This window comes from Colwellia sp. MB3u-4 (assembly GCF_014077065.1).
Lineage (GTDB): Bacteria > Pseudomonadota > Gammaproteobacteria > Enterobacterales > Alteromonadaceae > Cognaticolwellia.
This window is the reverse complement of the sequence record NZ_JACGVE010000075.1, coordinates 292,047-308,852: the sequence shown is the minus strand read 5'-3', so window position 1 is coordinate 308,852 and position 16,806 is coordinate 292,047. Positions and strand designations below refer to the sequence as shown.

The window sequence follows — 16,806 nt, the reverse complement described above, 5'->3', positions numbered from 1 at the left end:
ACGGCTAGTGATAAAGTCACTGTTTTTACTGAATATTACCTTAATAATTCCATCAATATGGCTTAATATATCGGCTTAGCGCTAAATTCATTAATCTAGCGCTAAGTGAGCTAATTTATTACTGCAGTGGGTATAAGTAAATCGCATAAATATGCATGTTGTTATAATTTATTTGGGTAATTATTTGGGTATTTATTAGGGTCTTTGTTAGGTGAACCTTGGTGGTAAAATATCAACTGTGGTACAATCTTCGCATACTCTTTATAACTGTTAGTTTAGTTTGCTCGCTATTATATTTTATTCTCTAAAATAATTAATAAGTTAGGCTAAGCACAACACCACTTTATATACCATGAAAAATAATCAAACCATGCTGACATTATTGTGTAATGTTAATATTTACGCACCAACCCCCCTAGGCATTAAAAACGTTCTAATTGCAGGTAATAAAATTGCCGCTATTTACGAGCCTGGAAAAGGGCAAATCGATATTCCTAAGCAGTGGCACGTTAAGGTCATTAATTTTGACGGTGCGACTTTAACGCCCGGTTTTATTGATAGCCATGCCCATATTACCGGTGGCGGTGGCGAAGCAGGTTTTGCAACGCAAGTACCGCCTGTTGGCCTGACTGAATTCACCCATGCGGGTGTGACTACCGTGGTGGGTTTACTTGGCACTGATGATACTACCCGTAGTACAGAAAACTTATTAAGTCGAGTTTATGGCCTGCGTGAAGAAGGCTTGTCTGCCTACTGTTGGACCGGAGGATATCATTATCCTTTAACCACGATTACGGGCAGCGCTAAGTCAGATATCGTTTTTCTTGAGCCCGTGATCGGTATTGGTGAGTTTGCCATTAGTGATCACCGCTCTAGCCAACCCACATTTGAAGAAGTGATCCGCCTTGCCAGTGAAACCCATGTCGCGGGTTTAATCACAGGTAAAGCCGGCGTTATTCATTTTCATTTGGGTGATGGCGAAAAACGTTTAGCCTTGATTGAACAAGCGATTAGAGACACAGAGTTACCAGCGCGGGTATTTAATCCCACCCATGTTAATCGTAACAAAGCCTTGTTTGAAGATAGTTGTAAATTACTCACTCAAGGGTGTCATATTGATTTGACCGCATTTCCTGCCGGCACAGCGCAACCTGGTTGGGAAGCTTGTGACGCCATTGAAATGGCAGTGGAAAGACAATTACCCTTAGCACAAATTACCCTTAGCTCGGATGGCGGGGGTTGCTTGCCTTGTTTTGACACACAAGGTGAATTACAGCATATGGATTTTGGTCGAGCGAGTACGTTAGGAGAAACTTTGGTGGAAACATTAAATAAAGGTTTAGCACTTGAAACCGTACTCCCGATGTTAACGAGCAATGTCGCTACTATTTTACGCTTTAAAAGCAAAGGGCAAATTGCCGTTGGTTTTGACGCTGATTTATTGGTGATGAATGAAAAATATGAAATTACTGATGTAATGGCGCAAGGTGTATGGCACAAGCAAAATAATCAGACAATTATTAAAGGTACATTTGAATAGAGGTAGATATGTGTCCAGCTAAAACAACTGATGGTCAACAACGGGGATTTGTAATTCCTATCGGGGGGGCAGAAGAACGTGTAAAAGATCCGATAATTTTACAACGTTTTGTTGAGCTTTGTGGTGGCGAGAATGCTTATATTGTTATCATTCCAACCGCTTCACAACTCGAAGATACTGGGTCAAATTACGAAGAGGTTTTTCATGAATTAGGCGTGAAAAAAGCCGTTTCGTTACCGATTAATGATCGTGAACAGGCAAACAGCGATGAATACCTCGCTGAATTGGATAATGCCACCGGGATTTTTATCACCGGCGGTAATCAATTACGCTTGTCTACTATTTTAGGTGGTACGCCAGTAGCGCAAAGTATTCGTAAGCTTAATGCGGCGGGTGTGCATGTTGCAGGCACTTCTGCAGGCGCAGCGATTATGCCAGAGCATATGATAGCGGGCGGACGCACAGGCGCTTTACCTAATGAAGAAGGGGTGACTTTTGCACCAGGCATGGGCTTAATTAATAAAGTGATTATTGACCAGCATTTTAGCCAAAGAAACCGCTTGGGACGTTTGTTATCGGCTATTTCATACAACCCTTTTGCTTCAGGCCTGGGTATTTGTGAAAATACGGCTGCCTTTATTGATCCTTCTGGGGTTTTAGAAGTGGTAGGTCATGGCAGCATCACGGTAGTTGACCCGTCAGACCTGTCGCACAGCTCAATGGCCGATGCTAATAGAGGCGAAGCTATTACCTTAATCGGTCTTAAGTTGCATGTGCTGGGTCCAGGTGCGACTTACTGCATCAATGAAAGAATAGCGACACCGGCAGTTTAAGCTAACTTTTTAAAAAGCCCTCCTGATTTTAGGTGGGCTTTTTTGTTTTATTACAACCACTTAAAGTCTTCCTCGATATCCCCATTCTCAGCAGAATAATATTTTATCGCAAGTAGTATGCTCATTATTCAAAGCGTGTTATCTTTTCTAGATCGCATTTTGCGTAGTCGATATAAATAAAAAATAATAAAAAATTCTCGTTAGAGTAATAAAAGGAAATCACGATGAAAATGCTATCTTCCAACGTTTATGTTGGCCCTAATGTTTATGCTCATTTTCCAGTGATTCGCCACATAGTCGATATAGGGGTTTTGGAACAATACCCTTCAGTTAAGTTAGGTAATGAATTTATCGATGGCTTAATCAATAACTTGCCCAGTTTAGATCAACACGGTTGCTCCTATGGTGAGCCCGGCGGATTTCTTAGACGTTTAAAAGAAGATGAAGGTACTTGGATTGCTCATATTTGGGAGCATGTTACGCTCGAACTCCAATGTATAGCAGGTACTGAAGTCACTTTTGGTAAAACTCGAAGTACAGGTAAAACTGGCGAATACAATATGGTTTTCCAGTATAAGCAACGAAATGTAGGCCTTGAAGCGGCTTTGTTAGCGCGGAAATTATTAATTTCATTAATGCCCGAAAATATTAAAGCCGAATTGAAAACCTCCATTGAAGACGATTTTGATTTTCAACAAGAAATGGCTGACTTTATTCGCTTTGCACAACGCAAAGAATTTGGTCCTAGTACGCAATCACTGGTTGATGCCGCAGAAAAACGTAATATTCCTTGGTTAAGATTAAACGAATATAGTTTGGTGCAATTTGGTCATGGTAAATATCAACAGCGTATTCAAGCGACTATTACCAGTGAAACTAGACACATAGCGGTCGAAATTTCTTGTGATAAAGAAGACACACATAATTTATTAAACGATCTTGGCTTACCTGTTCCTCAACAGCGTATGGCGTATTCAGATACCCAAGCGGTAAAAATGGCAAAACATATTGGCTATCCGGTGGTACTAAAACCGTTAAATGCTAATCATGGCCGTGGCGTATCTATTGATTTAACGACGGAAGAACAAGTGATCACCGCTTTTGCCTTTGCTCGTGAACATGGTACCAGCCGAGCGGTTTTAGTTGAGTCGTTTTTAACCGGTTTAGATCACCGGATGTTGGTGGTTAATGGTGAATTAGTCGCGGTGGCCAAACGTGTACCCGGCCATGTCATGGGTGATGGCGTTAATAGTATTAGCCAATTAGTGGATATTATTAATGAAGACCCACGTCGAGGTGTTGGCCATGAAAAAGTATTAACGCAATTAGAGATAGATACTCAAGCCATACGTTTACTAGGCGAGGCGGGCTTTACTGAACAAACAGTACTACCCCAAGGTGAAATATTTTACCTACGTTCAACGGCAAATTTATCGACCGGTGGAACAGCAATTGACATGACCGATGTGGTACATCCCGATAATAAAACCATGGCTGAACGTGCGGTACAAGCGGTGGGCTTAGATGTGGGTGGCGTTGATTTTTTAACCGCAGATATCACTCAATCTTATAAAGATATTGGTGGCGGTATTGTCGAAGTTAATGCCGCACCTGGTTTTAGAATGCACGTAGCGCCAAGTGAAGGTAAGCCTAGAGATGTTGCGGGCAAAGTTATTGATATGCTGTTTCCGCCAGCACTACCTACACGTATTCCTATTGCCGGTATTACTGGCACCAACGGCAAAACCACCACCTCTAGAATGCTCTCGCATATATTAAAAAGTGCTGGCCATGTTGTTGGCATGACGTCTACCGATGGGGTTTATGTTGATGGCCAGTTATCGGTTAAAGGTGATATGACAGGTCCGGTCTCATCGCAAATTGTTTTACGTGATCCCTCGGTTGATATTGCGGTATTAGAAACGGCGCGAGGTGGTATTGTTCGCTCAGGTCTGGGTTACTTAGAATGTGACGTCGCTGCTTGTTTGAATGTGCAAGCCGATCATTTAGGGCTAAGAGGTATAGAAACGCTTGAGCAACTAGCTGAAATTAAACGTATTGTGGTTGAAGTTGCTACCGACAGTGTGGTGCTCAATGCGGATGATCCGCTGTGTTTAAAAATGGCTGATCATACCAAAGCTAAACATTTATGCTATGTCACCATGAATACCGGCCATAGTTTAGTCCGCGAGCATATTCGTGCTGGCGGTCGAGCCGTGGTATTAGAGAAAGGTATTAACGGTGACATGATCACCATTTTTGATAATGGTACCCATATCCCGCTGCTGTGGACGCATTTAATTCCAGCGACCTTAGAAGGCAAAGCACTGCACAATGTACAAAATGCTATGTTTGCTGCTGCCCTAGCTTATTGCTTAGACAAACCATTAGAGGCCATTCAACAAGGCTTAAGAACCTTCACAACGACATTTTATCAAGCCCCGGGTCGAATGAACGTGTTTGATGAGCATAATTTTAGAGTGATACTTGATTATGCTCACAATGCTGATGGTGTGCATTGTATGAGCGAGTTGGCCAGTAAATTAGAAGTTAAGGGTAAGCGTATTACTGTCTTGGCAGGACCCGGTGATCGTCGTGATGAAGATATCGTGAATATTGCTAAAGCGGCGGCTGGACATTTTGATCTTTATATTTGTAAAGCTGATGATAATCGCCGTGGTCGTGGTGAAGATGAAGTGCCTCAACTTTTAGCCGCCGCATTAAAAGCTCAAGGTATTGATGAAGCTAATATTTATTGTATTCCAGATGAAGTAAAAGCGATAAATAAAGGTCTAGAACTTGCCAGTAATGATGACTTATTAATGGTTTTTGGTGATGCGATAACACGCTGTTGGAAACAAATCATTCATTTCAATGGCGTTAATAAACCTGATCATGAAACAGAGCAAACGCCACGTCAAACCGTGGTGTCTATGTTAGAAACTAGCGAGCCTGATACTTTTGTCTTGGAAACCGGCATGAGAATTGTTTCTGATGAACGCGGTGTGCGTGTGGTATCTGAACACGATGAAGAAAGTGATTAAGCTTACTAAAAAAAATCAACATCAAAAAGCGTAGTAATATATGAATATAAAAAATATAACACTGAGCTTAGATGATAATCGTCGGCTGACAGGTAAAAATTTATTATCTGATCAGCCAGGCGCGATCATTGATGCTTTTGTCTCGGGTATTGATAAGCTTGTTGTGGTGAATGTTTGGTCTATTTACGTTAATCGGCTACTGAAGGCGGTTAATTGGTCAAATGAAAAAATATACTCGCGTATCTTCGAAGATGGCATCACGATTGCCATCAGTGCTCCCATCGATGCGCTGTATGCAGCCTGTGATTTAAATGAAATGGCCTGGCAGTTAACCTGCGAAGAGTTAGCCCATACTGAAAATGCAGAGCCAATGAGTGCCGCCATCGTGCGTTTAAAAGCCGCGATAGCAGAAGAAGTTAATCCAAAACTACTGGCATTAATTAAACAAGCAAAAGCTAAAGGTATTGTTTATTTGGTTGATGATGATGAATTTTCATTGGGTTATGGCAGCACAGCGCAATGTTGGCCGATATCGGCGCTGCCTGAACTCGCCAGCATAAATTGGTCACAATACCACTCGATACCGCTTGCCTATGTAACAGGCACCAATGGTAAATCGACCAGTGTGCGCATTATGTCGCAAATTATTGAGCAAGCGGGAAAATGTTGTGGTGTTACCTCGACAGATTTTATTCGGGTTGGTGATAATATTATTGATCATGGTGATTATTCAGGTCCGGGCGGGGCAAGAATGTTATTGCGCCATCCTAATACCCAAACCGCTATTTTAGAGGTAGCGCGTGGTGGTATTTTACGTCGGGGTTTACCCATAGATAAGGTTAATGCCGCCTTAATCACCAATATTGCCGAAGATCATTTAGGGCAATATGGCATTAATACCGTTGCCGCACTTGCCCAAGCTAAAGCTGTGGTTGCCAAAGGCTTACAGCATAACGGCGAAAGTAAAGGCACCTTAGTACTGAATGCCGATGACGAGTATTTAGTGGCGTTAGCGCCTGAATTGTTGGTGAATAAGTGTTGGTTTTCTTTAGATGAAAACAACCCGACACTACAACAACATAAACAACAAGGTGGCGCGGTTTGTTTTGTTAAAGACCAGCAATTGGTTTATGCAGAGGCTAATGAAGAAACAAGCATTATCGGTGTTAACGATATTCCTATGACGCTAAACGGCGCGGCGCTGCACAATATTCAAAATGCGCTGGGCGCGATTGGCTTAGCTAAGAGCTTAGATATTGACAATAAAGCGATTACCAAAGCTTTGTCGAAATTTGCTAGCAACAGTGAAGACAATCCCGGTAGAGGCAACCAGTTTAGCGTTAATAACGCGCAAGTGATCATGGACTTTGCCCACAATGTTCATAGTATGCAGGCGATGGCAGTTACGACGGCGAATATCAAAGCTGAGCGTAAATTTTTAATGCTGAGTCATGCGGGTGACAGAACTGATAGTGAAATCATCAACATGACGAAAACCGCATTAAAAATGCAGCCTGACTTTATTATTGCTGTTGAGGTAGAGCCGTATTTACGCGGTAGGGCGTTAGGAGAAGTCCCGCAATTAATTATCGATACCGCGCTGGCTCATGGTGTTAAAGAGCATAATATTTTTACTTTTAAGAGTCCCTTTGCTGGGGCGAAATATATTATAGAGCAGCTGCAAGCCGATGATTTAGCGTTACTGATGGTGTTATCTGAGCGAGAAGAGATCACCGAATTGTTACTGGATAAATCTTAAATAATTGAGCTTTGGCTTTCAGTTATCTAGATAACTGAAAGCCTGGCTTATTTGTTATTTCAGCAACTTTATTTCAGTAGTGTGAGTAAGCGCTTGACTGTACAGTAAGGCGTTAAGCGCTTTTACTCATGACTTTGATGTCCACCAATAAGCCATAATAAACCTATAGCTATGCTATACATGCAGTGTTTATTAAGCTTCAACTGTTTAACAGCTTTGTCTGTGCTCGATATGATAGGGGATTAAAACAGAATCTGTAGCTCGGTTAATGAAAAGTTCAGCGGCTTTGCTGCCTTTTTCTGCACTGTTTTGGTGTACAGTGGTTAACGGTGGATTCGACCGGCTTGTTTCGTCAATACCATCAAAACCCACCACGCTGATATCTTCTGGTATTTTAAGGCCCATGGCATTAATTTCTTTTAAAGCCGCTAAAGCGATTAAATCACTCATACAAAGCAGAACATTTGGCCGAGGAATAGAGGTTAGCGCTTCTCTAACGGCTATTAAGGCGATGTCATGACTGCTTTTTGGAATATTCCATATCCTATCATCTCTTAACGTAACACCGAGTTCATTGATAGCCTTCTTGTAACCATTTAAACGACGATGAGCAATTGAAGGCAGAAGATCAAAGTCAGGTAATTCATACACTCGACAGGTTAAGTTTGAATCGAGTAATCTTAAACCCAGAATGGCAATATTATCATCTGCTGACTTTATCGCCAGTTTTGCTATTTCATATGCTGCTTGTTCGTTATCAACGCCTACCGAGGCATTACGATCAATATCAAAATCTGCGGTAACCACTTTTTTAGTGGTGGCTCTTAACTGCTCAACCAACTTAGCGTTGCGCGGGCTGCCATAACAAATAAAGCCATCAACAAAGTCAGCAACCGCATTAATGTCGTCAGAAGCCCCAGAGAATAATAATAAATTAACCTGATTTTTTTCTAAAACGGATGAAACACCCTTAACAAAATTGCTGGCGACGGGATCAGAAATCATATACTCGACACTATCGGGTAATACCAAAGCGACAATATTAGAGTGACCTTTTCTTAACGATTGCGCCGCTTTATTAGGCCCTGAATAACCCAACTTTTTACATGATGCAAGGATGTCATCTCTGCGCTTTTTAGACAGTTGATCTGGACGACTAAAAGCATTAGAGACAGTGGCATTTGACACACCAAGTTCTTTGGCAATGCTTTTTAATGTCCATATTTTTTTTTCTGTCATGTTGACCCTATTTTATTATAGTGCATAAACATCGCGCAGATCTATTCAGTTTGTTGTCATTATTGTTGACATAGTATACTGGTATTTATCAATATATAACTTATTTTCACTCGCTATTTTGAAGCCTAATTCAAAAGGCTTTCTAAGAGAATAAAACGTTTTTTACCCTTGTCATTAAGCTCAATAGACGCTTTTCTGGCGGTTAAGTCGACTAATAAAGTCGCTTGGCTCTTATCATTAGTCCAAGCCATTTCTAATACAGATTGCTGACCTTCAATAGTAAATTCACCATTAAAAGCGTCACTGTTATTACGTAATTTTATCAATTCAATTATAGCTTGAGTGATAGGTTTTTCGAGTGATTTTTCAATGTGTTCACTATTAAGATAAGGGCGATTTATATCTCTACCTACATTGGTGGCAGATAACAAGGTCATATCATTTTTTTCAGCGAATAAACCGGCATAATAAACTTGCGGCGTGCCCGGTGCGAAAAACTGTATGGCTCTGGCTAATAAATAGTCATAATCATTGGCCGCTAACGCATCGTAGTAAGTACAATTAACTTGATATAAATCAACATTACTTGCCGCTGCACCTGTGGCTTTTTGGCTTTCGCCTGCGCTATTAAGATGAATTTTTTTAACTAAGTTATCTATCTCAGCGTTATCAAGCAGCCCTTTTTTGCCGTTCATCGGGCCAACATCAATAATGCCAATACCGTCGTGGGTGTCTAAAACCGTGATGCAATTTCTAGGCGAAATGTTCAGCCACTTAATTAATGCGCTAAAGTCTTGGCTAAAAATACTGTGTAAAATTAACGGCGGCAAGGCAAAATCGTAAACTTGATCAACACGTTTAGCTATTTCAATTTGGGTTTGATAATAAGAATGAATTTCTACTAAGGTATCAATACCTTGTGCGTTAGATTTTTTGGTTAGCTGATCAATAAACTCAAAGGTTTCTTCAAGCATAAAGCAGCTAGTACCTGCCTTTTTAATCGCATAACCAGCGGCATCAAGGCGAATAATATTAATATTATTTTCAGCAAAGGTTTTTAAAATCCGCGTTAAATAGGCTTGTCCAACATCTGAAGTGACATCGATATCAATTTGGTTATCAGTAAATGTGGTCCAAAAATCAGCTGATTGATTATTGGGTAATACATAATTGGTAAAACTGCTACCAGGTCTAGGACGATATATTTTCGCTTGTTGCTCTTCATTTAAGCCGGCGGGGAAAACTTTATCTTTCGTTAAGAAAAGCTCCCAAAACGGTGAATCACTGCCTTTATCTAGTACATCTAAAAATTCTTTAGATTGAGCAGACATATGATTTACGATAAGATCTGCCATTAATTCATGGCTTTCTCCTAATGTTTTCACGTTTTCCCAATCGCCAAGTCGGCTATCAACTTCAGTGTGGTCAATAGGGTCAAAACCCGCATCACTGCCATCTATTGGATAATAAAAGGGTAATAAGTGCACACCTGAAAATAAACCTGACAACTGATTATGCAGAATATTATCGAGTGCTTGGACACCAGAACCGGTTAGCCTATCAACATAGGTTATTAGCTGAACATTATTTTTCATAAATCTACCATTAAAGTACAAGTTGAATCTTAATCGATTAAGGTATATGTTTATATACAACACAGTTTTAATCAAGAATAATTTTGCTTTTTCTTTAAAATATTAAGTATCAGCAGATGTTTTAAGGTTAAATAATCAATAAATCACTTTAGTTATTAAGCAACTAAAGCCAATATATATAAATATAATAAGAGGGGAAAATAATGAATCCATCGAGTAGCTCAGCAGTAGATAAATCTTCAATCGAGGACGCATCGATAACCCGTATTAAGCTTTTAACCTATATGATGTTTTTTGTTTTTGCAATGACCTCAGATGCCGTTGGTGTCATCATTCCTCAGTTAATTGAAACCTACAATTTAAACTTAACACAAGCGAGTGCATTTCATTATATCCCCATGATTTTTATCGCATTTAGTGGTTTGTTTTTGGGTTATCTTGCTGATAAGTGGGGCAGAAAATTAACCATTGTTATTGGTTTAATGATTTTCTCTGTCGCCTGTTTTATGTTTTCTGTTGGCGAGTCTTTTTACTACTTCTTATTTTTGCTAGCGCTAATTGGTATTGCTATTGGTTTGTTTAAAACGGGCGCATTGGCACTGATTGGCGACATATCATCGTCAGGTAAAGAACATACGGCGACAATGAATAAAGTGGAAGGCTTTTTTGGCATAGGCGCTATTGTAGGCCCTGCGATTGTCAGCTACTTATTAATTTCAGGTGTTTCTTGGAAGTATTTATACATAGCTGCGGGTGTTATTTGTATTTTGCTATGTTTGGTTGCAATGAAAACAAAATACCCAGTGACTAAACAACATGCGGCAGAAAAAATTAATTTAAAAAGCTCGTTTAAATTAATGAAAGACCCTTATGCTTTAGGGTTTTCATTAGCCATTGCGCTTTATGTCGCTACTGAAGTGGCTATATACGTTTGGATGCCAACACTGCTTGCTGACTACACAGGTTCTCTTGTTTGGTTAGCGACTTATGCCTTAACTATTTTCTTTGTCTTACGGGCAAGTGGGCGATTTTTAGGGGTTTGGATGCTTAAGCACTTTAGCTGGCAAAAAGTGATGTTTTGGTTTTCATTAGCGGTATTTCTTTGCTATTTAGGTACTGCTTTAATGGGGGTTGACGTCGCCGTTGTATTATTACCCTTGTCAGGTTTATTTATGTCAGTGATTTACCCAACCTTAAACTCTAAAGGTATTAGTTGCTTTAAAAAGTCAAAGCATGGTGCAGTCGCGGGGGTGATCTTATTCTTCACGGCGGTATCAGCGGCTATATCTCCTTTACTTATGGGGATTGTGAGTGATCTGTTTGGCCATGTTTCTTATGGATTTTATTTGGCAACATGCTTCGCCGGCTTACTGTTTGTCGCGGCAATCTACAATCTAAAAGTGGATCCTACTCAACATATACAAAATTAATTAATTATATTTATCATGTAATTAATTCAATAAAACCTATTGTACAAAAAAAAGACTTGCTAATATTTATATTTTTAACAATAATCAACTTAATCGATTAAGTTGATTGTTTTAATAGTAAACAACTTCGATTAACTATAAAAATATTAATACAATAAATTAACAGAACACGGGGTGAGACAATGAAAAAAGCTATTCATAAGAAATTTATCGTAAGCGCATTAGCTATGGCTATATGCTCTAGCTTAAGCGCAGCAGAAACAAACGTGACAGAAGAAGTAAAAAAGAAAGGTATTGATTTTGAGCGAATCGTCGTTACTGGCTCTGTTGGTAAAGGCACAACGGTTATGGAATCAAGTGTCTCGGTCAGTAGCATCTCTGCAGATCAAATTGAAATAGCGTCACCACGAAGCAGTGCTGAAGCATTCAGAAACATCCCAGGTGTTCGTGCAGAAGCATCAGGCGGTGACGGTAACGCTAACCTTGCAGTACGTGGTCTTCCTGTAGCCGCGGGCGGTGCTAAATTCATGCAAATTCAAGAAGACGGTTTACCCATTCTACAATTTGGTGATATCGCTTTTGGTAACACAGATATTTTCTTACGCATAGATTCTACAATGGCAACTATTGATGCTATTCGTGGTGGCTCTGCATCAACATTGGCTACAAATGCTCCTGGCGGCATCATTAATATCGTTAGTAAAACGGGTGAAGCTGAAGGTGGTAGCGTAGCGACAACATTCGGTTTAGATCACGACTCTACTCGTACAGATTTTCAATTTGGCGGCGAGATTAACGACTCAACCTATTTCCATCTTGGTGGCTTCTACCGTCAAGGTGAAGGCGTACGTGATACTGGTTATACGGGTAACAAAGGTGGTCAAATTAAAGCGAACATCACTAAAGAATTTAGCGATGGTTACGTTAGACTTTATTTTAAACACTTAGATGATACAACTACAGCATATTTACCTATGCCTGTTCACGCTGACGGTTCTTCAGTTGAAGGTTTTGACGCCTCTACTGGCACTCCTCATACCCCTTACCATACTTCAATGATCACAACAGATGGTGCTGGTAATGGCCGTCTTGCTGACATGCGTAATGGCATGAGCCCTAAAGTGGATTCTTTTGGTTTTGAAGCCGCATTTGATTTAGGCAATGACTGGTCTGTTGAAAACAGAATGAGAATTTCTCGCACTAAAGGTAGCTTTACTGGCCCATTCCCTGAAAGTATTCAAGGAAGCCAAGGCTTAGCTGACAGTATAGCGGGTGCTGGTGCAACATTAACTTACGCAAATGGTCCACAAGCAGGTAATGCTTATACGGCTGATAACCTTATGCGTATTCACTCGTTTGATGTTGAAATGACTAATCTTGATTTTATGGTTAACGATTTCAAATTAACAAAAACGATTAACGACTCTACCTTTACTGTTGGTTTATATAACTCGTCTCAAACTATTCAACAATCATGGTTATGGAACTCTTACTTATATGAAGTAAAAGGCCAAGATGCCGCACTTGTTGATGTAACTGCCGCTGACGGTACAGAATTTTCTCAAAATGGTGTAATTGCTTATGGTGTACCTGCATGGGGCAACTGTTGTACACGTAATTACGATTTACAATATGAAGTTACAGCGCCTTATGCTGCGTTTAGCACAAGCTTTGATAACATAAATATTGACGGTAGTGTTCGTTTTGATAGTGGTTCTGCAACAGGTTCTTTCTCAGGTGCAGCTCAATCTGCAGTTGACATGAACGGTGACGGTACTATACATCAAATCGAAACCAGCGTTTCAAATGTTGATAACGCTTCAGCTAACAACGTAAATTACGATTGGAACTACGTGTCTTATTCACTAGGTGGTAACATCAAAATCAATGATGATGTAGCCGCATTTGCTCGTATCAGTAGAGGCGCTACAGCTAATGCTGACCGCTTAGCTTTTGGTAAAATAGATGCTGCTGGTGTTGCCAAAGATGAAGACATCTATGATGAAGTTGATCAGTTAGAACTTGGTGTTAAATTCCGTCAAGATGAAATATCTGTCTTTGCAACGGCTTTCTTTGCACAAACTCAAGAGCAAAACTTTGAAGCCACTAGCCAACAATTTTTTGACCGTGAATATGAGTCAAAAGGTATTGAAATAGAATCTACATACTACATTGGTGATTTTGATTTACGTGCTAACTTAACGTGGACTGATTCTGAAATAACTAAAGATGTCATTAATCCAGATGTAGTTGGCAACACACCAAGAAGACAAGCTGATGTTGTTTACTCAATAACAGGTCGTTACAACTTTAACCAAGGTTCTGCGGGTATTAACTTAATTGGTACTACTGATTCATTTGCTCAAGATAACTTTGACCAAACTGACCCTAACGCACTTATATTAGACGGCTATGTTCAAACTAACGCCTTTGCTCAATATAACCTTTCAGATTCATTAAGTGTTTCTTTAAACATTAACAACTTATTTGAAACTGTTGGTATTACTGAAGCAGAAGATGCAACAGCGGCAACGGCTAAAACTATTATACGCGCAAGATCTATTCAAGGTCGTTCAGCAACTCTGACGCTTAAATACGATTTTTAATCTATAACTTTTTAAACTAATAGTACAAATAATAACAAGCCCATTTTATATGGGCTTTTTTATTCAAAGGTGATTTTATGCTTTCTTTACTCAGTTATGGCGAAGTGTTGGTTGATTTTTTACCAAGCTCAGCTCATAACCCAAGTTACACTCCGTTAGCGGGCGGTGCACCGGCAAATGTCGCTGTAGCCTATGCTAAATTAGGCGGAAATAGTTATTTTGCCGGCGGTATCAGTAGCGATGATTTTGGTACTATGTTAATGCAGCAATTACAAGATCAAGGGGTGAATACAAGCTACGTAAATACCGTAGAAAATGCCAATACAGCCATAGTGTTGGTGACCTTAGATAAGTGTGGCGAACGTGCTTTTAATTTCTATCGTAACGATACGGCAGATATGTATTATGAAAAAAGCCAGGTTGATAAAATAAACTGGCAAGATATTGCTGTTTTTCATTATTGCTCAAATACCCTCACCAATGAACAAAACCATGATAATACGCTTTATGCCTTAAAGCGCGCTAAGTCGAACAAGGTATTAATTAGCTTTGATGTTAATTTACGTCAGCAACTTTGGGCTGATTTAAGTTTATTACCTGCTCGCGTAGAAGCCTGTCTCAATGAAAGTGACATTGTAAAATTAAGTAAAGATGAAGCCAGCTATTTAGCGGCCATTAAAAATGTTGATATATCAGGCTATGTTAGCTTCTTATTAACGCTAGGCGTTAAGCTGATCGTTATTACTGATGGCCCTAACGAGGTGCAAGTAACTTGTGCCAGCTACTCACTGATGATTGCTGTGCCTAAAATAACCGCGCTAGATACCACCGCTGCCGGTGACAGTTTTATTGCTAGCTTCTTATTTGCTCTCTCTCAAGATGCCGATATTAATCAAGCGTGTTTATTTAATTTATTAGAAAACCAAACGCTTGTGTCATCAGCGGTACTATTCGCCAGTAAATGTGGTGCCTTAACTTGTCAAAAAATGGGCGCATTTGCTGCCTTGCCGTCAATTAAAGCGCTAGCGCTTTAATTGTTTTTTTATCAAATATCCGAGAATAAATATGGAATCTAGAACTTCCCTTGCCAGTTGGAAAAAGCTAACGCTTCATGCACAACAAATGAAAAAGTCTCATATGAACGACTTTTTCAATGAAGACAAACAACGATTTGATAAATTTTCTCTGTTATTACCTTCTATGCTATTAGATTATTCTAAAAACTTGATCACAGAAGAAACTCGCTCACTGTTAATTTCACTCGCAAAAGCATGCGATGTAGAGGCTTGGCGAGACAAAATGTTCAAAGGCGAGCGTATTAATGGCACAGAAGATAGAGCTGTTTTGCATACCGCCCTGCGTGATCAGCAAAAAACGCCCATATTTCTTGATGGCGAAAACATCAATGAATGCGTTGCAAAATCATTAGATAAAATGCAAGCCTTTACCGAACAAGTGCGTCAAGGAAGATGGAAAGGATATTCTGGCAAGCGTATTACTGACGTGGTTAATATTGGTGTGGGTGGCTCTAACTTAGGCCCTCAAACTGTTACTGAGGCATTAAAAAAATATAGTGATGACAGTATCAATGTTCACTATGTCTCTAACGTAGATGGCACCCAAATTGCTGATGTATTGAAGCCATTAAATCCAGAGAAAGTTCTGTTTATTGTTTCTAGCAAAACCTTTACCACCACAGAAACCATGATCAATGCTAAAACGGCGCTGAACTGGTTAACCTCTGCTTCATTTGATAAAAGTGCTGTTGCTCAGCATTTTGTCGCTGTGACCACCAATAAAGAAAACGCGATGAAATTTGGTGTTGAAGCCGATAATATATTCGAGATGTGGGATTGGGTTGGCGGTCGATTTTCATTATGGTCAGCCATAGGCTTGCCAATAGCTTTAGACTTAGGTTTCGATAAGTTTATTGAATTATTAGAAGGTGCCCATGAAATGGATCAGCACTTTTGTCAGACTGAACTTGAGCATAACGCGCCAGTGATTTTAGCTTTACTCAGCGTCTGGAATTGTACTTTTCTAGGTTCACAATCACAGGCTATTTTACCTTATGATCAATCCTTACATATGTTATCTGCGTATTTGCAACAAGCAGAAATGGAAAGTAATGGAAAATCAGTTAACTGGCATGGCGAAACCATTAGCTATTCAACTGTGCCGTCAATTTGGGGCGAATTAGGCATTAATGGCCAACATGCCTTTTATCAATATTTGCATCAAAGCAATAATGTCGTGCCGGCTGATTTTATTGGTTCAATTGAAAGTAATACCCCTATTGAGGGACATCATGAAACACTGATGGCGAACTTTTTTGCTCAAACTCAAGCATTAATGCAAGGAGTAGATGAACAACAAGTTAGAGATGACTTAAAAGCCAAAGGCAGGACAGATGAGTATATTAATAAAGTTGCGCCACATAAGGTACATAAAGGCAATCGCCCCTCTAACACTATATTAATGAACCGTATTTCACCCCGTTCATTAGGCAGCTTAATCGCACTTTATGAACATAAAATATTTGTCCAAGGGATTCTCTTACAAATATGTTCGTTTGATCAGTGGGGAGTCGAATTAGGCAAAGGTTTAGCTAATAAAATTGAACAAGATCTACACCGTGACAAAAACAATCCCGATCACGACAGCTCTACTTGGAATCTGATCAAACATTATCATAAGGTAAAATCAGCCACCGCTGAAACACCTGATAAGTCATAAAGCTGTATCTTGAAGTCGGGTGAG

The 16,806-nt window shown here is 39.8% G+C and carries 10 protein-coding genes; 8 read left to right on the top strand and 2 right to left on the bottom strand.

What is annotated here, in order from left to right; translation table 11 throughout:
- The first annotated feature begins 352 nt into the window (after nt 1–352).
- The 4 genes from iadA to H4J61_RS07495 all read left to right on the top strand — a co-directional run bounded on the left by iadA (nt 353) and on the right by H4J61_RS07495 (nt 7,176).
- Nucleotides 353–1,540: a beta-aspartyl-peptidase gene (gene iadA, locus H4J61_RS07510; RefSeq protein WP_182138201.1), complete on the top strand. Its 1,188-nt coding sequence runs from the start codon at nt 353–355 to the stop codon at nt 1,538–1,540.
- Between the two features lie 8 nt (nt 1,541–1,548).
- The gene (locus tag H4J61_RS07505; RefSeq protein ID WP_182184568.1) at nt 1,549–2,373 is read left to right on the top strand and encodes a cyanophycinase; all 825 of its coding nucleotides are present in this window, start codon (nt 1,549–1,551) and stop codon (nt 2,371–2,373) included.
- Nucleotides 2,374–2,597: 224 nt separating this feature from the next.
- A complete protein-coding gene (gene cphA / locus H4J61_RS07500) occupies nt 2,598–5,417 on the top strand; it encodes a cyanophycin synthetase (RefSeq protein ID WP_182184567.1) in 2,820 nt (939 codons plus the stop codon).
- Between the two features lie 40 nt (nt 5,418–5,457).
- A complete protein-coding gene (locus tag H4J61_RS07495; RefSeq protein WP_220461207.1) occupies nt 5,458–7,176 on the top strand; it encodes a Mur ligase family protein in 1,719 nt (572 codons plus the stop codon).
- A 207-nt stretch (nt 7,177–7,383) separates the two neighbouring features.
- Here the strand turns inward: H4J61_RS07495 and H4J61_RS07490 are convergent, their stop codons facing one another.
- Both H4J61_RS07490 and gtfA read right to left on the bottom strand, forming a co-directional pair.
- Entirely contained in the window at nt 7,384–8,415 is a 1,032-nt protein-coding gene (locus H4J61_RS07490) for a LacI family DNA-binding transcriptional regulator (protein WP_182184566.1), read from the bottom strand.
- A 125-nt stretch (nt 8,416–8,540) separates the two neighbouring features.
- On the bottom strand, nt 8,541–10,010 hold the full coding sequence (gene gtfA / locus H4J61_RS07485; RefSeq protein WP_182184565.1) for a sucrose phosphorylase: 1,470 nt from the start codon (nt 10,008–10,010) through the stop codon (nt 8,541–8,543).
- A 203-nt stretch (nt 10,011–10,213) separates the two neighbouring features.
- Here gtfA and H4J61_RS07480 point away from each other — a divergent pair, with 203 nt between their 5' ends.
- The 4 genes from H4J61_RS07480 to pgi all read left to right on the top strand — a co-directional run bounded on the left by H4J61_RS07480 (nt 10,214) and on the right by pgi (nt 16,782).
- Entirely contained in the window at nt 10,214–11,440 is a 1,227-nt protein-coding gene (locus tag H4J61_RS07480; RefSeq protein WP_182138206.1) for a sugar MFS transporter, read from the top strand.
- 182 nt (nt 11,441–11,622) lie between these two features.
- Complete coding sequence (locus tag H4J61_RS07475; protein ID WP_182184564.1) at nt 11,623–14,046, top strand: TonB-dependent receptor domain-containing protein; 2,424 nt, start codon at nt 11,623–11,625, stop codon at nt 14,044–14,046.
- Between the two features lie 77 nt (nt 14,047–14,123).
- Nucleotides 14,124–15,080 (top strand): carbohydrate kinase, encoded by a 957-nt coding sequence (locus tag H4J61_RS07470; RefSeq protein WP_182184563.1) that lies wholly within the window; start codon nt 14,124–14,126, stop codon nt 15,078–15,080.
- 31 nt (nt 15,081–15,111) lie between these two features.
- Nucleotides 15,112–16,782, top strand: coding sequence for a glucose-6-phosphate isomerase (gene pgi / locus H4J61_RS07465; protein ID WP_182184562.1), 1,671 nt, complete (start codon nt 15,112–15,114; stop codon nt 16,780–16,782).
- Nucleotides 16,783–16,806 lie beyond the last annotated feature (24 nt).